This window comes from Pseudoalteromonas sp. APC 3694 (genome assembly GCF_030407565.1).
Lineage (GTDB): Bacteria > Pseudomonadota > Gammaproteobacteria > Enterobacterales > Alteromonadaceae > Pseudoalteromonas > Pseudoalteromonas tetraodonis.
In genome coordinates this window covers 1-20443 of the sequence record NZ_JASDDE010000012.1, presented here as the reverse complement: position 1 = coordinate 20443, position 20443 = coordinate 1, and the positions used below count along the sequence as shown (strand labels likewise).

The window sequence follows — 20443 nt, the reverse complement described above, 5'->3', positions numbered from 1 at the left end:
ATAATTTTTTGCACACTCACACCTCTTTAAACTTACCGCTTTTAACCGTTAACAACGTTTCTTGGCGAGTGGACAATACATTAATTCTTAAGCACATTAATGTGAGCATTGAGCGTGGTAAATTTATTGGTTTAATTGGCCCTAATGGGGCAGGAAAGTCGAGTTTACTGCGGTGCTTATATCGATTTAATCAGCCATCAGCAGGCGACATTAAATTTAACGATACCGATATTTGGCAGCTAAAAAGTGAAGACTATGCCAAGCAAGTTGCGGTAGTGCTACAAGAAACACCGTCGCAATTTAATCTCTCGTTATTCGATGTTGTAGCTCTAGGGCTTACCCCGTATAAAACGCTATTTAGCTCGACCACCCAAGCAGATAAACAAAAAATAGCGCAGGCTATTAGTCGTGTTGGGCTTGAATCTCATAGCAATCAGTCATTTGACTCACTATCTGGCGGTGAAAAGCAACGAGCGCTTATTGCCAGAGCGATTGTGCAGCAACCACAGCTACTCATTATGGATGAACCCACAAGCCACCTGGATGTTAAATATCAAATTCAATTAATGGAGCTGGCTAAATCTTTGGGCATTACTGTGTTTGCTTCATTTCATGATTTAAATTTAGCGGCAGCCATGTGCGATGAGTTAGTGGTTATTAAAAACGGAGAAATCGCTAGCGCGGGAAAGCCTAATAAGGTGATCACCGAGCAAATGCTTGATGAGGTTTTTGGTGTTTGCGCGCAAGTTAATACTCACCCTCAAACGGCGTCCAATGGTGAGTCTATTCCCCATATTACCTATTATTATGGATACCAATAACATGGCGATTATGTCTAACCATGGTGTGGCGTTAATTATTGCACTGTTATGCGCTGTATTTAGTTTATTTGTGGCATTGAGCTTTGGTGCTGCCCCTACCTCGCTCGCAGATGTATACCATAGCTTAACTTTTTCAAGCGAGGCCTCATTTACCAGCCGCATTATTATTGAATTAAGAATGCCACGTACGTTATTGGCTTTTTTGGCCGGCAGCGGTTTAGCGATTGCTGGATTGATATTACAAACAGTTACTCGTAATCCATTGGCTGACCCTTATTTGTTTGGTATTTCGTCGGGAGCATCATTAGGAGTCGTAGTATTAATGGCTTTTGTTGGAATAGGCGCAGGCATTGCGCTATCAGCAGCAGCCTTAATTGGCAGTTTAGTAGCAATGGGGTTATTAATTTTAATTGCTGGCAGTCAACGCAACGCCCAAGTTGAGTCGATGTTATTGGCTGGGGTGGCCTTATCATTTTTATTTAGCGCCTTTACCAGTTTGTTACTTTATTGGAGCGATCCACAGGCCGTCGCGGCTATTTTATTTTGGACTTTGGGAAGTTTTGCTAGGGCGCAATGGCCGTCACTGTTATTACCTGCCTTGGTCATCATTACATGTACAGTCATTATGTTAGGTTTTAGACGCCAACTTAATGCCATGTTGTTAGGTGATGAAAGCGCAACAACGCTTGGTGTACGGGTGCATCGCTTTCGAATTTTAATGCTTATTTTAAGCTCATTGATCACAGCAGTATTGGTTGCTATGTGTGGCGGAATTGGCTTTGTTGGCTTAATGGTGCCGCACATAGTGCGCTTTTTTATCTCTCAAGGCAGCAGCGTTGGATTGTTAATGACCGGATTAGTCGGGGGCATATTTATGGTGTGGGTCGATGTACTGGCACGTTCATTACTCGCTAACCAAGAGCTGCCAATAGGGGTGATCACGGCGGCCATTGGTAGTCTATTCTTTTTAAGTATCTTGTATTTTCGTAAGCGCCAGCTGGTGGGTAAATAATGAAAACATTAATGGTACAAGGTACCACCTCCGATGCGGGTAAAAGCACCTTAGTGGCAGCACTTTGCAGAGTGTTTGCTAACCAAGGGGTTAATGTTGCACCGTTTAAACCACAAAATATGGCGCTCAATAGTGCCGTAACGCACGATGGTGGCGAAATTGGCAGAGCCCAAGCATTACAAGCCATAGCCGCAAAAGTTGAACCTGAAATCGACTTTAACCCTATATTACTCAAACCCAATAGTGATACCGGCGCACAAGTTATTATTCATGGTAGAGCTATCAGCAATATGGAAGCCGATGCTTACCATGACTACAAAAAAGTGGCTATGGATGCGGTATTAACCTCGCATAAGCGTTTAGCTAAACGCTTTGATTTATTACTGGTAGAAGGGGCTGGCAGCCCAGCTGAAATTAATTTACGCGCAAACGATATTGCAAATATGGGTTACGCCGAGCAAGTGGATTGCCCTGTTGTTATTATTGCCGATATTGATAAAGGAGGAGTATTTGCGCACTTAGTCGGGACTTTGGCGTTATTAAGCGAATCAGAGCAAGCACGGGTAAAAGGCTTTGTGATTAACCGTTTTCGTGGTGATATTAGTTTATTACAAGGTGGGCTAGATTGGCTCGAGGAGTACACCGGTAAACCTGTATTAGGGGTATTACCTTACTTGCACGATTTAGCACTTGATGCAGAAGATGCTGTGGCCATAGATAATAATGTGACCGATGCCAGTATAAATATTGCTGTACTGTTATTGCCACATATTAGTAACCATACCGATTTTGATGCTCTGCGATTACACCCGAATATAAATATAACCTACGTGCGCCATACACAAGCAATTCCTGCTGTTGATTTAATTATTGTACCTGGCAGTAAAAATGTACTCAGCGATCTCGCGTTTTTAAAAAATGAAGGCTGGGATCAGCAAATTAAGCGCCATCTACGTTATGGTGGCAAAGTATTGGGTATTTGCGGCGGTATGCAAATGCTAGGTAATACTATCAGTGATCCAAATGTGGTGGAGTCATCGTTGGGGCAAGTGACGGGTTTAGCGCTTAGCGATTTTGATACCATTTTAGGTGGGCAAAAAGTGCTAAGCCAAGTAAATGCAATACTCAATTTAAACCAGCAGCAGGTTGCTTGTCAGGGTTACGAAATACATGCTGGGATCAGTAAAGGTCAAGCGCTCAACAAACCACTTATTCGCTTTAATAAACACCCAAATGGCTTTGAAACTGATGGTTTTATTAGTGATGATAATGCTATTGCTGGTACTTATTTACATGGCTTATTTGACAGCCCTGCAGCCACAGAACAGCTGTTAAAGTGGGTGAAACCAGAAAGTGCAATTAGTGCGATTAGTATAAATGAGCATCGTGAACGCCAGCTAGAACGCTTAGCTGATATGTGTAAAGCGCATTTAAATATTGAACAAATTATTAAAATTTACCAAGGACATAACAATGACTGAATCAACTAACGACAAGCACCAACAGCGCCAGCAAAAAGTAAAAGAACAAGTTGATGCTCGAGTAGCAGCGGCACAGCAAGAAAAAGGCATTTTTCAGGTTATTACTGGTAATGGCAAAGGTAAATCAACCTCTGGTTTTGGTGTGGTTGCACGCTGTGTTGGTCACGGTAAAAAAGCTGCGGTATGTCAGTTTATTAAAGGCACATGGGAGTGTGGTGAGCGTAATTTACTGCAAGGTGCTGGGGTTGAATTTGCTGTTATGAATACCGGGTTTACGTGGGATACGCAAAATAAAGAGGCCGATACCGCGGCAGCGCAAGCAACATGGCAAGAGTCAAAGCGGATGCTAAGCGACAGCAGTATCGATGTGGTATTACTCGATGAACTCACCTATATGGTGACCTATGGTTATATCGACCTTGAAGAAGTGGTTGTTGCTGTAAATAATAGACCGCCTATGCAATCGGTAATTATTACTGGTCGTGCTGCGCATCGCACCTTAATAGAGCTTGCCGATACGGTAAGTGAAGTACGTAATGTAAAACATGCGTTTGAGTCGGGCGTAAAAGCATTGAAAGGCTTTGATTACTAATGTTAAAGCGTATTGTTTTTGGGCTGTTATTGTTTGCTGTTAATGTACCTCAAGCCCTAGCTGACAAGCCGCTTCGTATAGTGGCTCTAGCACCACACATAGTTGAAAATTTATATGCCATTGGGGCGGGTGATTTAATAGTGGGCACGCTGGATTACGCAGATTACCCGCAAGAGGCGACTAAAATTGAGCGTATTGGTGGCTACAATGGCATTTCTATTGAAAAGTTACTCATGCTAAAACCTGACATGGTGATTGCGTGGAAAAGTGGTAATCAGGCTGAAGATTTAGCACAAATAAAGCGTTTAGGAATTGAATTATATTTAAGTGATCCAAGTTCTATTGAAGGGGTTGCCTCGGAAATACTAAAACTAGGTCAAATAACGGGCCATATTGAGCAAAGTAAACAAGTAGCCGAGACATTTACAGCCAAACTCAACGCAATTAAAGTTACCCAGAAAGATAAAACCACGCTTACGGGGTTTTATCAGTTGTGGCCTGAGCCTATGATGACTGTATCAAAAAATACATGGATCAATCAGTTAATCGAAACGTGCCAAGTAACCAATGTATTTGCAAACAGCGACACAGATTACCCACAAATTAGCATCGAAAACGTGATAGTTACTAAGCCACAAGTTATTATTATTCCCGATGAAAAATCAAAAAGGGTAATGCCTACGGTAAATTGGCAGCAGTGGCCTGAAATTCCTGCGGTAAAGTATGAGCAGTTTATTAGCGTCAATGCTGATTTATTACATCGGTTTACCCCCAGAATGTTGGATGGATTAGCGCAGATGTGTGACAAAGTAGATATATCTAGAGAATTTATTAAGAGTCAATTATGAGCAACTGGTCATCTTTTTTAAACCATGAACTTAGCCAAACATATATGCAGCAAACCCTTGAATATATTGCGAATAAACGAGCCGAAGGCACTGCTGTATATCCGCCAAAATCACAGGTGTTTAGCGCATTTGATGCAACTCCACTTAGCGACATTAAAGTGGTTATATTAGGTCAAGACCCTTACCATGGAGAAGGGCAAGCGCATGGTTTGTGTTTTTCAGTATTGCCTGAGGTTAAAAAGCTCCCGCCTTCGCTTAAAAACATTTATAAAGAGTTAGTAACTGATATTAATGGCTTTACCACGCCAGAACACGGCTATTTACAAGGCTGGGCAGAGCAAGGTGTATTTTTACTCAATACTGTATTAACCGTAGAGCAAGGGCAAGTCCATTCCCATAAACACTTAGGTTGGGAGCAATTTACCGATAACGTGATTGCTCATATAAATGAACACTGCCAAGGTGTGGTGTTTATTTTATGGGGCGCACATGCACAAAAAAAAGGTAAAAGTATTGATCGCCAGCGCCATCATGTATTGGCAGGGCCTCATCCTTCGCCGCTTTCAGCGCATCGCGGCTTTTTTGGTTGCCAGCACTTTTCCAAAACCAATGAACTGTTAATAGGGCAAGGGGCGCAGCCCATTAATTGGCAGGTATAGGGTAATAGGCATTAAAAAAGGCTTTCATTTATGAAAGCCTTTTTAGTTGCTTATGTTGGTTAAAACTCTAACTCATCAATAGCAACACTATCTGCAAAATAGTCAAGCTCCAGTAGTTCTTTGCGCAAACGTTGCTTATCTTTTATTGCTTCTATTTCGCGCCATTTTCTTTTTTTATTTTTTTGAGAGGTTTTTTTCGATGTATCAGAATCTTCTAATATCTCTATTATTTCGTTTAGGCTATCCATTGATTATCTCCTATTGACCACTTTTTGAACCTCGGCAGTATCTATACCACAGCTATTAATAAAATAGAATATAAATGTGACGAAACTGTTACTAACGGGTGGTATTTTGATGAAGATCAATGAGAACTGCACTTAAATGGGGACAAGGCGAGTATTTAAAATAAAATTGCAGGTATAAAAAAACGCCGCAATAAGCGACGTTTTTAAACTCTTAAAACAGCGGTTAGTTACATCGCTTTAAAGCGTGCTTCTAATTGTTCCTGTGCATCTGCAAATGAGCGAATACCTTCAGCGAGTTTTTCAGTCGCCATGGCATCTTGGTTATGTAACCAACGGAACTGTGTTTCGCTAAGTGGCTCAGGTTTTGGCTCTTTAGTAATATCACTTGCTAGCAAGTATTCTTCAGCACCTTCTAAATTACCCAAATCTTCTAAAAGATTAGGGCTAATTGTTAGCTTATCGCATCCTGTAAGTGCAATAATTTCACCGGTATTACGAAAGCTTGCGCCCATAACTACGGTTTTGTAGTCGTGACGTTTGTAAAACTCAAAAATGCTACGTACAGATTGCACACCCGGATCTTGAAGCGGATCGGTTGGTTTTTCCATACCGTTTGCCACGTGCCAATCTAAAATACGGCCAACAAATGGAGAGATTAAAAATACGTTTGCATCAGCACAGGCGCGCGCTTGGGCATCGCTGAATAATAAAGTAAGGTTACACTTAGTGCCTTCTTTTTCTAATTGCTCAGCCGCTTTAATACCTTCCCATGTTGACGCTATTTTAATTAAAATTTTGTCTTTGCTTACGCCTTCTTTTTCGTAAAGGCTCAATAGCGTGTGTGCTTTATTAATTGTTGCTTGGGTGTCAAATGATAAACGTGCATCAACTTCGGTAGAAATATAACCCGGTACAATTTCACTAATTTCTTTTCCAAGTAATACAGCAAAATAATCACAAGCCAGCTCTAGCTGTTTTGCAGGCTGCTGCTCTGTTTCTTTTGCATACTGCCATGCTTTATCTAGATAAGGTTTGTAAGCTTCAATCTCGCTCGCTTTTAAAAGCAGCGATGGATTGGTAGTCGCATCTTCAGGTTGATGTTTTTTTATGGCTTCTATATCGCCCGTGTCGGCCACGATAGAAGAGTGTTGTTTAAGCCTTTGTAGAGCGCTAGTCATTTGCTTTTCCTCATTCCAAGCAAGTTAAAAGAAAATCTAAACTACCTTAATATAGCTATACTGCAACAGTGTGACAATGCTTGATAGGTCTTATGTCCTTATCAATGAAAAAACGGTAACGGTTGAGTTTTAGGTAGGATAATTTTAAACAAAACGTGCTTTTCGTCTCATTTAATGTTGAAATTGACATTAAATAATTTACAAGTCAATAGCTAACTATGATCACTGTTATTTCACCAGCAAAGAATCTTGATTACGACACGCCACCCGCAACAGATAAGTTCACTCAACCTGAATTACTTGAGCACAGCGAAGCGCTCATGAAAGTATGCCGTGAACTAACTCCTGCGCAGATTGGTAGTTTAATGAAAATTAGCGATAAGCTCGCGGGCCTTAATGCAGCACGTTTTAGTGAGTGGGCGCAACCGTTTACTACGAGTAATGCTAAACAAGCGGTGCTTGCCTTTAATGGCGATGTATATGGCGGTTTAGATGCCGACACCCTAACGGCTAAGCAACTTGATTATGCTCAAGAGCATTTACGTATACTCTCGGGTTTATACGGATTATTAAAACCACTTGATTTAATGCAAGCCTACCGCCTAGAAATGGGTACAAAGCTTGAAAACAGCCGTGGTAAAAACCTATATGAGTTTTGGGGCAGTATTATTGCTAATAAACTTAACGACGTTTTAGCGGCACAAGATGCACAATACTTAGTTAATTTAGCGTCTAACGAATACTTTAAAGCGGTAGATAAAAAAACGCTTAACGCACAAATTATTACGCCACATTTTAAAGACTGTAAAAACGGCCAATATAAAGTGATTAGCTTTTACGCTAAAAAAGCGCGCGGCATGATGGCGCGTTACCTTATCGAAAACCAAGTCACGCAGTTAAGTCAGCTTAAAGAGTTTACCGTGGCCGGTTATTACTTTAGCTCAGAAGCAACCACTAAAGAACTTGAACCGGTATTTTTGCGCGAAGAGCAAAGCTAAATTTAGCGCTATTTGCAGCTAAACACATACCCAAAAAGCTATGCATTGCATAGCTTTTTTTATACTGGCGCTATTTTTGCAAACCTTAGGTTATTAATAGAAACTAAGGTATAAAATAAATGCTCTCAATTCCCTCAATTACAGAAGCCGAAAAACTTATAGAAGAGAAGCTCGGCGGTTGGTTTGATGTTGTTATAAGTCATATCCCTAACTTTATAGTCGCGGTGATTATTGCGATTATATTTTCATTTATTGCCCGCCTTGCAGGCAAAGGAATGAAAAAAGTATTGCGTCGCTCGCTCGATTCTACTCAAATTGCTGACTTAATGGCCTCCATTTTTAAAGTTATTGTTCTGAGTGTTGGGGTCTTTATTGCCCTTGATTTTATGGGCTTAAAAAGTACCGTTACGTCACTGCTTGCGGGTGCAGGTATTGTTGGTCTCGCCATTGGTTTTGCTTTTCAAGATATGACCGAAAACCTAATTGCGGGTATTGCTATGGGTATTCGTAAACCGTTCAAAGCGGGTGATGTTATCGAGACCGATAACGTATTTGGTTCAGTGCATTCAATAAACTTGCGCAACACACTAATAGAGAGCTTTTACGGGCAGTTGATACTGGTTCCTAATAAAATACTATTTAGAAATGTACTGCGTAATTACAGCACTTTAGGGGTCAGAAGAATAGAGGTAGCTGTAGGTATTTCTTACGCTGATGATATAGAAAAAGCCAGTGAAGTTATTGTCGAAAAAATTAATCAATTTGACTTTGTGATCCGCAAAAATGAGACCGCGGTGTACGCAGAAGGCTTTGGTGATAGCAGTATAAACTTACTGGTATGGTTTTGGATTAAATACCCTGGTGAGCCCGATTTTATGACGGTGCGTCACAAAGGGGTTGTGGCAGTAAAGCAAGCACTCGATGCTGCTGATATAAGTATTCCGTTTCCTATTCGTACGTTGGATTTTGGTATTAAGGGCGGTGAAAAACTCGATGCCATGATAAGCGATAAAATAAATCAGCAGTCAGCAAATAAAGAGGGTGACAATAATACTGATGCAAGCCAAGGTGAGTAAATAATTTAAAACCCCGAAGGTAAAAGCATTGGGAAATAGTTACTGACTATCAGCGCGTTTTTACAAATTAAAACGCGCTTTTTATAATAAATAATATAAGGGTCTGTTGACCTTTGCGGATTAAAATTAGTTCAAACTAAGAGCTATTTAATCGCGACGCGAGGTTTGTTGCCTAGTGGGCTCGATAACTGCTCCTGTGTTATTCTACTGGCTTACATCCATGTAATAATAAGTAAAAACCGAGCAAAGCTTCCGCGTCCAGCTCACGCTCCTTACCACCATCCATGTAGACAACAAAGAGTAAATGTCCCTGGGCAAAACCCTTGGCTAAATACCAAACAGACTACTGCAAATTCAACCTTGAAAGAACAACAGACCCAATTGATAATCTGAAGTAATTAAAGCCTTGCGCTAACTGCCTTAAAAACGCCTCAATTAGAAAACTATATCGATAAGGTTTCTCATCTCAAAATAGATTATTTAATCAACCGAACTAGAGCCCAAGCTTGATGTAAGCTCTTTATAATAAGTGTCTATAAACAAAGGTTTCAAAAGTATAAGCAGCTGCAATGAGCGTCGCGATTGGTGCGTAAACTAAAAGGCTTTTAATTAAGTATTTAAACTGGCTTGGGAATATGCTCTGCAGTGAATTATATTGTGCAAACCATAAAAAAGCGCCGCTTGTGTTGGAGAAACAAGCAGCGCTGAGGGATAAGTTAGGTGTATTAGTTAAGAAAAAGTTGTATTAAATGACACTAATTTTGTTATGAATGATTTTAACCCCATCCATATTTTCTAAAAACTTTTGTGCGAGAGCGCGTTCAAAACCGTTATTGGCTTCACCTTTAAGTTCAACGTTACCGTCATTAACGTGTACGTTTAGTTTTTCTAACTTTAAATTTGGGTTAGTGCGCAACTCATGAGTAATAGATTGTTGTAAATTAGGTTGTGTAGCCACACTGCTAACTACAGCTAAATGCGTTGCTGCACTGACTTTAAAAGCAGAGACTAATAAAAATAAACAACAAAACGAAATAAAACCGATAGTAAATTTAATGCGACTCATAACTATATCCTTAGTGTGTTACTAAAAAACAACGCCATTACTCGGCGTTTTAATACTCGTATATTCGATAGGGTTACAAGTTTCATTCCAAGATTAACTATTTGAAATAAATTACTATTTTATTAATTGGTTATTCAGCTAAGTATTTTTTACATATTACTATGAATAGCTTACTCACTGTTTTTAAGTCACAAAAAAGCCGACAAACGTCGGCTCAATTAAATGTGTTAAAGCTAAAGCTATTTTTTCTTTTTAGCTTTGGCTTTTTTCTTCGCTTTCATTTTTACTGGATCTTTACGTTTTTTAACCGGTGGCTTGGCTTCTTTATGCTTTGGCTCTAATCCTTTAAATACACGGCGTTTTAGCTTTTGCTCTATGTAACGTTCTACTTTGTAAAGTATGCCAATGTCGTGCGCTTCAATGAGTGAAATCGCAATACCTTTTTTACCCGCACGACCCGTACGGCCAATACGGTGTACGTATACATCTGCAGTACGTGGCATATCAAAATTAATTACGTGGCTTATATCAGCTACATCAATACCGCGGGCCGCCACATCGGTAGCGACTAAAATACGGGTTTTGCCACTGTGGAAGTTTTCCATGGCTTTCATGCGTTTGTCTTGTGGCATTTCACCACGTAACCACGCAGCTTTTACGCCGTTATTAGTAAGCTCACCAATTAGGGTTTCAAGGCGCTCACGAGTTTTTACAAACACAATCGCTTTACTTACATCAGGGCCATTTAAGGTGTTAACTAATAGCTCTAGTTTATGGCGGTAGTCGTCGGCTAAATGAACCCATTGATGAATTTTAGCTTTTTCTTTGCGTGATGATTCGGCTTCAAGTAGCGCGGGGTCGTTTAAAATACGCTCAGCAAATAATTCTACGCTATCGCCCTCAAGGGTTGCTGAGAATAAAAAGCACTGACGGCGGTTCTTAGCTTCATCACAAATGCGCAGCATTTCTTTACGAAAGCCCATGTCGAGCATGCGGTCGGCTTCATCAAGAATGAGCATTTCTACGTTTTCTGCGTGGAAGTTCTCGGTTTCCAAATACTCCATTAAACGCCCAGGTGTGGCGATTAAAATGTCATTATTATTTTCAAAAATTTCTTTGTGTGTACCGTAGTTTATACCGCCGGTAACCACCCCAATTTTTAACTGGGTTTGTTTTGCAAGTAACTCACATTGTTCATGAATTTGATAAGCAAGCTCGCGCGTTGGGGTCATAATTAATACCCGTGCAAAGCCCGGATCACGACGTGGGAAATCCATTAAATATTGAATTGCCGGAATTAAAAATGCCGCCGTTTTACCCGTACCTGTTGGTGCCGACGCTAAAATATCGCGTCCTTGCAACGCCTCAGGAATGGCTTGTTGTTGAATGCTAGTGGGGGTTTCATAGCCCATTTTATTAATAGCATTGAGTAGCTTATCATCAAGATCAAATTCAGAAAATTGCATAGAGTGTCAAAAATAGGGGACAATTGCCGTTAATTATACGCACTTAAACCTGCTTGGTGAATGAAAAGGTGAAAAAATGTCTGGTTTTGCATTTAAACAATTTAAGGTTGAGCACGACCAGTGCGCCATGAAGGTCTCTACCGATGGTATTTTACTGGGCGCATGGGCTGATTTAAGCCACGCAAATACGTTACTTGATATAGGAACAGGTACAGGGTTACTGGCTCTAATGTGTAAGCAACGAGCGCCACATTTAAAGGTGAGTGCGGTTGAAGTTGATGAAACCGCCTACCAGCAGGCTTTACAAAATTGCCAGCAAAGTCCTTGGCGAGATATTAGTATTTACCATCAGCCTATTCAGCAGTTTGAGGCTGTGGGTTTATTTGATTGTGTTATAGCTAATCCGCCTTATTTTAATCACAGTTTAAAAGGTGATAATGCAGCGCGAAATACCGCTCGCCATACCGATGGTTTAAGTTTTGCAGAACTGCTTGGTGCGTTTAGGCATCTAAGTCATCAAGATTCGCGTTTTAATCTTATTTTACCCACCACTGAGGCGCAGTTATTTATAACATTAGCACAGCAGCAAGGGCTGTATTTAAATCGCCTTTGCCAAGTACAAGCTATGCCAAATAAGCCCTTTAGCCGCAGTTTGATGACTTTTAGTTATGAGCAGAGTGAGATAAGTACAACTAAGTTATGTATTAGAGCCAATGATAATAGCTATACCACAGAGTATCAGGCGCTATGCCGCGCATTTTATTTAAAAATGTAGCGCGTTCTGGGTGTTTAAACAGTTTTGCATCTGGTTGTTTATTGTTACTATGGCTTAATTAATCGCTAATATAGTAACGCAATGAATTTATTGAATAAAAAAAGAGCTAACTCGCTGTTGATGGGATTTTTGGTCGGCAGTATTTTTGCCTCATTTAAGTTATTAGCTAACCCCACACCGGTTGGGCTTTGGAAAACTATTAACGAAGAGACTAACGAGGCTAAGTCGTACGTGCGCATTACTGAGCAAGATGGCGTGCTGACTGGAAAAATTGAAAAAATACTCAATAAAGCCAAGCAAGATGCACTTTGCACCGAGTGTGATGGTGATAAAAAGAATCAGCCTATGTTGGGGATGACCATTATTGAAGATGTGACCTATGCGGGTGACGGTAGTTGGGAAGACGGTGAAATACTCGACCCAAATAATGGTAAAACCTACAGCGTGCGTTTAACACCGCAGCAAAATGGCGAAAAACTAGAAGTGCGCGGTTATGTGGGCTTTTTTTACCGTAACCAATACTGGTTAAAAGTAGAATAGTTAAGAATTAAAAAGCGCTGCATGGCAGCGCTCTTTGCAATAGTGAGTTATAGGGTTTCAGCGTACTCTGTCATCACTTGTTCTACCCAAGTGGCGATACGCTCGTCGCTTAGCTCGTACTGACTGTCTTCGTCTAATGCTAAACCTACAAACTGTTTACCGTCTTCGGTAAGTGCTTTTGATGCTTCAAATTCGTAATTACTGTCGTTCGGCCAAAAGCCTAATTGAGTAATGGCTTGGGCATTTATTTCGTCGTGAAGCATGCCTAATGCGTCTTGAAACCACTGACCATACCCTTGCTGGTCGCCCATACCAAACAAAGCAATGGTTTTACCATTTAAGTCGACATCTTTTATGTCGTCCCACTTTGATTCCCAATCTTCTTGAATTTCGCCAAAGTCCCACGTAGAAATACCAAAAATGATAAAGTCATATTGCTCAGCGTTTTTAAGCGGCTCGTCTTTAATATTGTGTAAACTGACGATATCGGCGCCAATAATGTCGCGTATTTTTTCTGCCGCCATTTCGGTATAGCAGGTAGTAGAACCAAAAAATAAACCAATCTGCATCGTATTTATCACTGTGTAATTGCCTGTTATGATAGGCTCAAGTTTACCGTAAGGTATTTTTAATTGATACCTTCTCCCGTGGTATTACCAACATGAGATCACAACGTGACAACGCTATCTGACGATTTACCTGAACAAAATACTGAGCTAAGCAGCAATAGCGACTTTTTAGAAACCTTTTTAGATAGCCTCTATTTAGAGCAAGGCGTAAGTGAAAACACACTGAGCGCTTATCGCAGTGACTTAGATAAGTTTTGCCAGTTTTTAAAAGGTGAAAGCTTAATGACGGTAACCAGTTTAGATGTTGAAAGTTACCTAGCACACCGCGTTGATTTAGGGCTAAAACCACGCAGCACTGCGCGAAGTATTAGTGCATTAAAACGTTTTTATCAGTACTTTGTACGCGAAAAAATAATTAGCGACTCACCTATGGTCAATATTGCTCAGCCAAAGGCAGGGCAGTCGTTACCAAAAACGCTATCTGAGGCCGAAGTAGAAGCGCTATTAAGTGCGCCCAACATTGAAGAGCCAATGGGGCTGCGCGATAAAGCCATGCTGGAGTTACTGTATGCAACAGGCCTGCGGGTAACCGAGCTGGTGGGGCTTAGAATGGAGCAAATAAATTTGCGCCAAGCTGTGGTGTTTGTAAAAGGTAAGGGAAACAAAGAGCGGCTAGTGCCATTAGGTGAAGAGGCCATGTACTGGCTTGAGCAGTTTTTAAAGCTCGGGCGCGCACAAATGATAAAACACGCCACCGATTTTGTATTTCCCTCAAAGCGAGGGGTGGGTATGACACGACAAACTTTTTGGCATCGGATTAAACACTATGCTATTTTGGCATCCGTTGAGTCGCCGTTATCACCCCATACCTTGCGACATGCATTTGCAACGCATTTATTAAATCATGGGGCTGACTTGCGTGTGGTGCAGATGATGCTTGGCCACAGCGACCTATCAACTACCCAAATTTATACGCATGTAGCGAATGAGCGATTAAAATCGGTGCATGCTGAGCATCACCCTCGTGCTTAAGCGAATTTTTTTGTCACTAAGCCGGTCATATAGACACGATAAGATAAGTATTTTTAGGATAGAGAACCCGTTATGAAAAAATTAATGTTAGCAGGTGCCATGTTGTGCACTAGTTTGAGCGCTTTTGCTAATAGCGTTGCAGTCACTCCGGATGCTACAGATCCTATCGTGACAAAATTTGCCGCGCTAGGGGTGACCGTTAAACAAATTAATCCAAGCCCAGTTGCAGGCTTAAAAGAATTGATCACCAATAAAGGTGTGTTGTATGCAAGTCCTGACGGTCAATTTTTAATGCAAGGTACGCTAATCGATCTAAACAACCGTAGTAACTTAACCGAGCAAGCACTTAATGGTGTGCGCCAATCAGGGTTAAAAGAATACGAAGACTCAATGATTGTGTATAAAGCGCCAGAAGAAAAACACAGCATTACTGTATTTACCGATATTAGCTGTGGTTACTGTCGTAAATTACACCGTGAACTAGATGACTTACTTGAATCGGGCATTACGGTTAAATACCTAGCGTTTCCACGCGGTGGCCTACAAGGGTCAGGTTATGCTGATTTAATGAATGTATGGTGTGCGAAAGATCAGCAAGAAGCATTAACTGAAGCTAAATCGGGTGCAGATACCCAAATTGTTAAAGGCTGTAGCGCACCTGTTGCTGAGCATTATCAGTTAGGCCAGAGTTTTGGTATTAGCGGTACACCGGCTATTATTTTAGAAGATGGCACGATGATCCCAGGTTATCAGCCTGCTGCGGCATTAAGCGCAGCGCTTGAGGCTAACAAAGCGGGCTAAGCAATACCGCGAGTATGTGTTTAAAAAGGCCTTAATGGCCTTTTTTTGTCTTATTATCATGAACATCATAAGTTAAAAACTAGCATGAAAAAAATGATCATTGCGCGAGAACCCGTTGACGACTCTCATCTGCCGAGCCATCTTCACCCTGTTATTAAGCAAATTTATGCCACGCGAAATGTGTCCCATGCCGATGAGCTAAACAATAGCGCAGCTACACTCCACGACTTCAAACTTTTTAAAGATATAGACAAAGCCAGCCAACTGTTAATTGAAGCCCTACACGCACAAAGCAAAATACTTATTGTGGGCGACTTTGACGCCGATGGCGCAACCAGCACCGCCACCTTAATGCAAGGGCTGGCCATGTTTGGCTTTACCCACTTAGATTACTTAGTACCAGACCGCTTTAGTTTAGGGTACGGTTTAAGCCCAGCATTGGCTGAGCAAATAGTGACGATGCAGCCCGATTTAGTGATCACCGTAGATAACGGCATATCGTGTATCGCAGGCATTGATATTGTTAAAGCCGCAGGCATTAAAGTGCTGGTAACAGATCACCATTTGCAGGGTGAACAACTGCCTAACGCCGATGCTATTGTTAACCCTAACCGCCACGATTGTGATTTTCCCTCTAAGTCGATAGCTGGTGTTGGTGTGGCATTTTATTTACTCATTGCCCTGAGAAGTGCACTGCGTGAAAAAGGTTATTTTGAGCAGCATCCCATGCCAAATATTGCTGATTTGCTTGATATTGTAGCGTTAGGTACGGTAGCCGATGTGGTGGCACTTGATGCGAATAACCGCACCTTAGTGCACCAAGGCTTGGCACGTATTCGCAGCGGAAAAACTCGCCCAGGTATTACCGCACTGATTGAAGTGGCTAATCGCAATGCCGCGCGCTTGAGCGCCAGTGACTTTGGTTTTTCGCTTGCACCACGCTTAAATGCAGCAGGGCGCTTAGACGACATGAGTCTAGGCATAGCGTGTTTACTTAGCAACGACATAAATCAAGCAAGGCGCATAGCTGGCGAGCTTGATAGTTTAAACTTTGCCAGACGTGAAATAGAGCAAGGCATGCAAGTAGAAGCGCAAGCGGTGCTCGATAGGCTCGCCTTTAAAGAAGACAGTGTGCCCGATGCTATTTGTTTGTACCAAGACGATTGGCACCAAGGGGTAATTGGTATTTTAGCCGGGCGCTTAAAAGAAAAGTACCACCGGCCAACGGTGATATTTGCCGGTGGTGAAAACGGTGAAATAAAAGGCTCATGTCGCTCAATTGAAGGCTTGCATATGCGCGACTTACTTGAGGGTTTAAACACCGCGCAGCCTGGTTTAATTAATAAATTTGGCGGCCACGCAATGGCGGCAGGATTAAGTATTAACGAGCAGCAATTTACTGAGTTTAAACGTGCGTTTGATAGTGCGGTCAGCGCGCAACTCAGTGAAGAAAGTAAACGCTGCATTGTATTTACTGATGGTGAACTACCTAACGACTGCTTTAGCATGGATTTTGCGCAATTATTAAAGCAATCAGGCCCGTGGGGGCAGAAATTTCCTGAGCCGATATTTGAACACACCTTTGAAGTAATCCAGCAGCGCATTGTGGGTGAAAAACACCTAAAGTTAGTCCTTAAACACCAATCTGCACGTTTAGTTGACGCCATAGCTTTTGGCATTGATGTAAAAGCGTGGCCAGATACCGAGGCGCAGTTTGTTAAAGTAGCGTACCAGCTCGATATAAATGAATTTAGAGGTAAATTTAGCTTACAACTGATTGTAAGAGAGCTTGAAAAAGTGGGCTAAAAAATATCTTCAAACCATGCATAAAAGGCTAATAAAACGCGCGGTTTTTTGTTAAAATCGGGCGTTTTTATTATTTGATGATTTTTAATTGCGCTCGGTCTCTTTTTTAAGTGCGCAATAACCTAGCCATTTTGGAGTAATGTACATGTTTGAAGTGAATCCTGTGATTAATCAAATCAAGGAAATTCGCGAACGTACTGAACTGCTTCGGGGGTACCTTTGACTACGCTCTTAAACAAGAACGTTTAGAAGAAGTTAACGCCGAACTTGAAGATTCAGCCGTATGGAATGAACCTGAGCGCGCACAAGCCCTTGGTCGTGAAAAGTCAGCACTAGAGGCTGTTGTTGAAACCATTGACACCTTAGTGGCGGGTACTGACGACGTTGAAGGGTTAGTAGAGCTTGCTGTTGAAGCCGAAGATCAAGACACCTTTGATGAAGCACAAAGCGAACTGGCTGATTTAAATCAGCAGCTTGAAGGGCTTGAGTTTCGTCGTATGTTTTCAGGTTCTCACGATTCAAACGATGCCTACCTTGATTTACAGTCAGGTTCTGGCGGTACTGAAGCGCAAGACTGGTGTAATATTTTACTTCGCATGTATTTACGCTGGGGTGAAGCAAAAGGCTTTAAAGTAGAGCTTGTTGAAGCGACCGATGGTGATGTTGCCGGTATTAAAGGCGCAACGGTGCGTTTTTCTGGCGAATACGCTTATGGTTGGTTACGCACTGAAACAGGCGTACACCGCCTCGTTCGTAAAAGTCCATTTGACTCAAGTGGTCGTCGTCATACCTCGTTTGCTTCTGCGTTTGTTTACCCAGAAGTTGATGACAATATTGAAATTGACATTAATCCGTCTGACTTGCGTATAGACGTTTACCGTGCATCAGGCGCGGGTGGTCAGCACGTAAATACCACTGAATCGGCGGTACGTATTACTCACGTGCCAACCAATACTGTGGTGCAGTGTCAAAACGAGCGTTCACAACATAAAAATAAAGCCCAAGCAATGAAGCAATTAAAAGCGAAATTATTTGAGCTTGAGCTACAACAGCAAAATGCTGAAAAGCAAAGCCAAGAAGACAATAAGTCTGATATTGGCTGGGGAAGTCAAATTCGTTCTTACGTACTTGATGACTCGCGTATTAAAGATTTACGTACCGGCGTTGAAAACCGTAATACTCAAGCGGTACTCGATGGCGACTTAGACAAATTTATTGAAGCCAGCTTAAAATCTGGTTTATAACCACCAAGCTAAAAAAGAGCTAAAAAATGACTGATCAAATCCAAGACGAAAATAAGTTAATCGCTGAGCGTCGCGGCAAATTAGACGCTATTCGCGCAAATTGCCCAGCCAACGGTCATCCAAACCAATTCCGTCGTGAGCATTACACGGCAGATTTGCAGGCTGAGTTTGGTGATAAGAGTAAAGAAGAATTAATCGAATTACAGCACGTAGTATCGATTGCAGGTCGTATTCTTGCTAAGCGTGGTCCGTTTATGTCTATTCAAGATATGAAAGGCCGTGTACAAGTTTATGCATCAAAAGACGTACAAAAAGATTTAAAAGCAAAATATGGCCAGCTTGATATTGGCGATATTATTGGTGTTAAAGGGCCGCTTAATAAATCGGGTAAAGGCGATTTATACGTAGATATGGCTGAGTACGAACTACTGACAAAGTCACTTCGTCCACTTCCTGAAAAATTCCATGGCCTATCGGATCAAGAAACGAAATACCGTCAGCGTTATGTTGATTTAATTACTAACGAAGCAACGCGTGAAACATTCCGTATTCGCTCACAAGTGGTTGAAGGTATTCGTCGCTTTTTAGCAGACCGCGATTTTATGGAAGTAGAAACGCCAATGTTACAGGTTATTCCTGGTGGTGCATCTGCGCGCCCATTCGTAACTCATCATAATGCGCTTGATATCGACATGTACTTACGTATTGCGCCTGAGCTTTACTTAAAGCGTTTAGTAGTAGGTGGTTTTGACCGTGTATTCGAAATTAATCGAAACTTCCGTAACGAAGGGTTATCAACGCGTCACAACCCAGAATTCACCATGATTGAGTTCTACCAAGCATACGCTGACTACATTGATTTAATGAACATCACCGAAGACATGTTACGTACAGTTGCAACTAACGTACTGGGCAGCCCAATTGTGGTTAACACCACTAAAGATGAAAACGGCGAAGTTGTTGACTCAGTAGAGTACGACTTTGGTCAACCGTTCACGCGTTTAAGCATGGCAGATGCTATCTTAAAATATAACCCTGAGTTTGATGCTGTGGTATTTAACGACCCAGAAAACCACTTTGAAGAATTAAAAGCGTACGCTAAACAAGTGCATGTTAAAATTCCTGAAAACTGCGTATGGGGCCCGGGTAAGTTTTTATGTGAAATATTTGAAGAAACGGCTGAGCATATGCTTATCCAACCTACATTTATCACAGGGTATCCGTGGGAAGTGTCTCCACTTGCACGTCGTAACGACGAAAACCCATTTGTAACTGACCGCTTTGAATTCTTTGTTGGTGGCCGTGAGCTTGCAAATGGTTTCTCTGAGCTTAATGATGCACAAGATCAAGCTGAGCGTTTTTCTCGCCAAGTTGAAGAAAAAGACGCAGGTGATGATGAAGCAATGCACTACGACGAAGACTACATTCGCGCGTTAGAGTATGGTTTACCACCAACAGCGGGTGAAGGGATTGGTATTGACCGTTTAGTCATGTTGTTTACTGACTCATCAACTATCAAAGATGTTATTTTATTCCCACATATGCGCCCACAAGCAGACTAAGCTTGAAGGAATAAACTAAAAAATTATCAACGCCGCTAACTAGCGGCGTTTTTTTTGCCCTATTGTTTGTGAGACATTGCCTAAACTGCTCATTAAGTCTTTTAATTAATTGTTTTCACATTAATAATGAAGTCTAGGTATAAAGAGCAATTAACCTTTAATTCAGTTTCACTCGCATATGGTTACTCCACTGCTTAGCAACATTACAGCAGTGATATAACTTTTTGGTATGATTGTTTTTTAAACACTGCGTTGTATTTATGTAAATTTTTTAGCTAAAATGTGGCGGAAATTTATACGCTGTCATTCTTAGTCGTAAAAAATAAAAATTTCTAAAGGACTTAGAAAAATAATATGAAAGTTAAACAAGTAGAATCTTTACCTGATGAAAACACCACTGAACAACAGCGACAAGCATAATCTTGCTGAACTTACGGACGAACTAGTGCCAGTGATGGGTGTAAACTCAAGCACTCCAAATACCTAACCTGATTAATTTTCAAACTAATTACACTTTAAAACCAGACATGTGTGCAATCTATAGCCATATAGTCACTTTTGTCAGAAAAGTGTTTGACATATTTTCTGAAATCTTTATTATACGCCCCACAAGACGGAGAGGTGTCCGAGTGGCCGAAGGAGCTCCCCTGCTAAGGGAGTATAGAGTTT

General features: G+C 41.3%; 20 protein-coding genes. 15 read left to right on the top strand and 5 right to left on the bottom strand.

The features are described 5' to 3' along the window. The first annotated feature begins 8 nt into the window (after nucleotides 1-8). Genes QMA00_RS06385 through ung form a run of 6 tightly spaced genes read left to right on the top strand, consistent with a single transcriptional unit; the run spans nucleotide 9 to nucleotide 5413 of the window. Nucleotides 9-821 (top strand): ABC transporter ATP-binding protein, encoded by an 813-nt coding sequence (locus QMA00_RS06385; protein WP_013465821.1) that lies wholly within the window; start codon nucleotides 9-11, stop codon nucleotides 819-821. Between the two features lies 1 nt (nucleotide 822). Next, nucleotides 823-1833, top strand: coding sequence for an iron ABC transporter permease (locus QMA00_RS06380; RefSeq protein WP_028835661.1), 1011 nt, complete (start codon nucleotides 823-825; stop codon nucleotides 1831-1833). Continuing rightward, nucleotides 1833-3314, top strand: coding sequence for a cobyric acid synthase (locus tag QMA00_RS06375; RefSeq protein ID WP_076922093.1), 1482 nt, complete (start codon nucleotides 1833-1835; stop codon nucleotides 3312-3314). Before QMA00_RS06380 ends, QMA00_RS06375 begins: the two co-directional genes overlap by 1 nt. Then, nucleotides 3307-3906 carry a cob(I)yrinic acid a,c-diamide adenosyltransferase gene (gene cobO, locus QMA00_RS06370; RefSeq protein WP_076922092.1) on the top strand — a complete coding sequence of 200 codons (600 nt, stop codon included), beginning with the start codon at nucleotides 3307-3309 and terminating at the stop codon, nucleotides 3904-3906. Before QMA00_RS06375 ends, cobO begins: the two co-directional genes overlap by 8 nt. After that, complete coding sequence (locus QMA00_RS06365) at nucleotides 3906-4754, top strand: cobalamin-binding protein (protein WP_076922091.1); 849 nt, start codon at nucleotides 3906-3908, stop codon at nucleotides 4752-4754. The genes cobO and QMA00_RS06365 overlap by 1 nt, the downstream gene beginning before the upstream one ends. Beyond that, a complete protein-coding gene (gene ung / locus QMA00_RS06360) occupies nucleotides 4751-5413 on the top strand; it encodes a uracil-DNA glycosylase (RefSeq protein ID WP_076922090.1) in 663 nt (220 codons plus the stop codon). The genes QMA00_RS06365 and ung overlap by 4 nt, the downstream gene beginning before the upstream one ends. 59 nt (nucleotides 5414-5472) lie before the next feature. Here ung and QMA00_RS06355 read toward each other — a convergent pair whose 3' ends face one another. After that, nucleotides 5473-5661, bottom strand: coding sequence for a DUF3545 family protein (locus QMA00_RS06355; protein ID WP_013465815.1), 189 nt, complete (start codon nucleotides 5659-5661; stop codon nucleotides 5473-5475). A gap of 227 nt (nucleotides 5662-5888) precedes the next feature. Further along, nucleotides 5889-6839: a transaldolase gene (gene tal, locus QMA00_RS06350; protein ID WP_076922089.1), complete on the bottom strand. Its 951-nt coding sequence runs from the start codon at nucleotides 6837-6839 to the stop codon at nucleotides 5889-5891. A gap of 218 nt (nucleotides 6840-7057) precedes the next feature. Between tal and yaaA the strand changes: the two genes are divergently transcribed. Together yaaA and QMA00_RS06340 are read left to right on the top strand one after the other, a co-directional pair. Beyond that, complete coding sequence (gene yaaA, locus QMA00_RS06345; protein ID WP_013465813.1) at nucleotides 7058-7837, top strand: peroxide stress protein YaaA; 780 nt, start codon at nucleotides 7058-7060, stop codon at nucleotides 7835-7837. 119 nt (nucleotides 7838-7956) lie between these two features. Then, on the top strand, nucleotides 7957-8913 hold the full coding sequence (locus QMA00_RS06340; RefSeq protein ID WP_013465812.1) for a mechanosensitive ion channel family protein: 957 nt from the start codon (nucleotides 7957-7959) through the stop codon (nucleotides 8911-8913). A gap of 745 nt (nucleotides 8914-9658) precedes the next feature. On the opposite strand, the gene QMA00_RS06335 is transcribed toward QMA00_RS06340, so the two are convergent. Both QMA00_RS06335 and srmB read right to left on the bottom strand, forming a co-directional pair. After that, complete coding sequence (locus QMA00_RS06335; RefSeq protein ID WP_013465811.1) at nucleotides 9659-9979, bottom strand: BON domain-containing protein; 321 nt, start codon at nucleotides 9977-9979, stop codon at nucleotides 9659-9661. A 239-nt stretch (nucleotides 9980-10218) separates the two neighbouring features. Next, a complete protein-coding gene (gene srmB, locus QMA00_RS06330) occupies nucleotides 10219-11445 on the bottom strand; it encodes an ATP-dependent RNA helicase SrmB (protein ID WP_013465810.1) in 1227 nt (408 codons plus the stop codon). 76 nt (nucleotides 11446-11521) lie between these two features. Between srmB and QMA00_RS06325 the strand changes: the two genes are divergently transcribed. Further along, nucleotides 11522-12220, top strand: coding sequence for a methyltransferase (locus tag QMA00_RS06325; protein WP_013465809.1), 699 nt, complete (start codon nucleotides 11522-11524; stop codon nucleotides 12218-12220). Nucleotides 12221-12301: 81 nt separating this feature from the next. Next, nucleotides 12302-12760, top strand: a complete 459-nt coding sequence (locus QMA00_RS06320) for a DUF2147 domain-containing protein (RefSeq protein WP_008467790.1) — start codon at nucleotides 12302-12304, stop codon at nucleotides 12758-12760. Nucleotides 12761-12807: 47 nt separating this feature from the next. Here the strand turns inward: QMA00_RS06320 and fldB are convergent, their stop codons facing one another. Continuing rightward, on the bottom strand, nucleotides 12808-13329 hold the full coding sequence (gene fldB, locus QMA00_RS06315; RefSeq protein ID WP_008467792.1) for a flavodoxin FldB: 522 nt from the start codon (nucleotides 13327-13329) through the stop codon (nucleotides 12808-12810). 105 nt (nucleotides 13330-13434) lie between these two features. Here fldB and xerD point away from each other — a divergent pair, with 105 nt between their 5' ends. The 5 genes from xerD (at nucleotide 13435) to lysS (ending at nucleotide 19774) form a co-directional block, all read left to right on the top strand. After that, the gene (xerD, locus tag QMA00_RS06310; protein WP_008467794.1) at nucleotides 13435-14361 is read left to right on the top strand and encodes a site-specific tyrosine recombinase XerD; all 927 of its coding nucleotides are present in this window, start codon (nucleotides 13435-13437) and stop codon (nucleotides 14359-14361) included. A 72-nt stretch (nucleotides 14362-14433) separates the two neighbouring features. Beyond that, nucleotides 14434-15162 carry a bifunctional protein-disulfide isomerase/oxidoreductase DsbC gene (gene dsbC, locus QMA00_RS06305; protein WP_013465808.1) on the top strand — a complete coding sequence of 243 codons (729 nt, stop codon included), beginning with the start codon at nucleotides 14434-14436 and terminating at the stop codon, nucleotides 15160-15162. 84 nt (nucleotides 15163-15246) lie between these two features. Then, nucleotides 15247-16968 (top strand): single-stranded-DNA-specific exonuclease RecJ, encoded by a 1722-nt coding sequence (gene recJ, locus QMA00_RS06300; protein ID WP_076922088.1) that lies wholly within the window; start codon nucleotides 15247-15249, stop codon nucleotides 16966-16968. Between the two features lie 145 nt (nucleotides 16969-17113). Continuing rightward, a protein-coding gene (gene prfB, locus QMA00_RS06295) for a peptide chain release factor 2 (protein WP_096038752.1) occupies nucleotides 17114-18212 on the top strand; the annotation gives its coding sequence in 2 pieces (ribosomal slippage) (nucleotides 17114-17188 and nucleotides 17190-18212; 1098 coding nt in all). Between the two features lie 26 nt (nucleotides 18213-18238). Continuing rightward, nucleotides 18239-19774 (top strand): lysine--tRNA ligase, encoded by a 1536-nt coding sequence (lysS, locus tag QMA00_RS06290; protein ID WP_076922087.1) that lies wholly within the window; start codon nucleotides 18239-18241, stop codon nucleotides 19772-19774. Nucleotides 19775-20443: the final 669 nt, after the last annotated feature.

Coding starts and splice junctions, on each gene's coding strand:
- QMA00_RS06380 (WP_028835661.1), top strand. CDS start 823: ATGGCGATTATGTCTAACCATGGTGTGGCGTTAATTATTGCACTGTTA.
- QMA00_RS06375 (WP_076922093.1), top strand. CDS start 1,833: ATGAAAACATTAATGGTACAAGGTACCACCTCCGATGCGGGTAAAAGC.
- cobO (WP_076922092.1), top strand. CDS start 3,307: ATGACTGAATCAACTAACGACAAGCACCAACAGCGCCAGCAAAAAGTA.
- QMA00_RS06365 (WP_076922091.1), top strand. CDS start 3,906: ATGTTAAAGCGTATTGTTTTTGGGCTGTTATTGTTTGCTGTTAATGTA.
- ung (WP_076922090.1), top strand. CDS start 4,751: ATGAGCAACTGGTCATCTTTTTTAAACCATGAACTTAGCCAAACATAT.
- QMA00_RS06355 (WP_013465815.1), bottom strand. CDS start 5,661: ATGGATAGCCTAAACGAAATAATAGAGATATTAGAAGATTCTGATACA.
- tal (WP_076922089.1), bottom strand. CDS start 6,839: ATGACTAGCGCTCTACAAAGGCTTAAACAACACTCTTCTATCGTGGCC.
- yaaA (WP_013465813.1), top strand. CDS start 7,058: ATGATCACTGTTATTTCACCAGCAAAGAATCTTGATTACGACACGCCA.
- QMA00_RS06340 (WP_013465812.1), top strand. CDS start 7,957: ATGCTCTCAATTCCCTCAATTACAGAAGCCGAAAAACTTATAGAAGAG.
- QMA00_RS06335 (WP_013465811.1), bottom strand. CDS start 9,979: ATGAGTCGCATTAAATTTACTATCGGTTTTATTTCGTTTTGTTGTTTA.
- srmB (WP_013465810.1), bottom strand. CDS start 11,445: ATGCAATTTTCTGAATTTGATCTTGATGATAAGCTACTCAATGCTATT.
- QMA00_RS06325 (WP_013465809.1), top strand. CDS start 11,522: ATGTCTGGTTTTGCATTTAAACAATTTAAGGTTGAGCACGACCAGTGC.
- QMA00_RS06320 (WP_008467790.1), top strand. CDS start 12,302: ATGAATTTATTGAATAAAAAAAGAGCTAACTCGCTGTTGATGGGATTT.
- fldB (WP_008467792.1), bottom strand. CDS start 13,329: ATGCAGATTGGTTTATTTTTTGGTTCTACTACCTGCTATACCGAAATG.
- dsbC (WP_013465808.1), top strand. CDS start 14,434: ATGAAAAAATTAATGTTAGCAGGTGCCATGTTGTGCACTAGTTTGAGC.
- recJ (WP_076922088.1), top strand. CDS start 15,247: ATGAAAAAAATGATCATTGCGCGAGAACCCGTTGACGACTCTCATCTG.
- lysS (WP_076922087.1), top strand. CDS start 18,239: ATGACTGATCAAATCCAAGACGAAAATAAGTTAATCGCTGAGCGTCGC.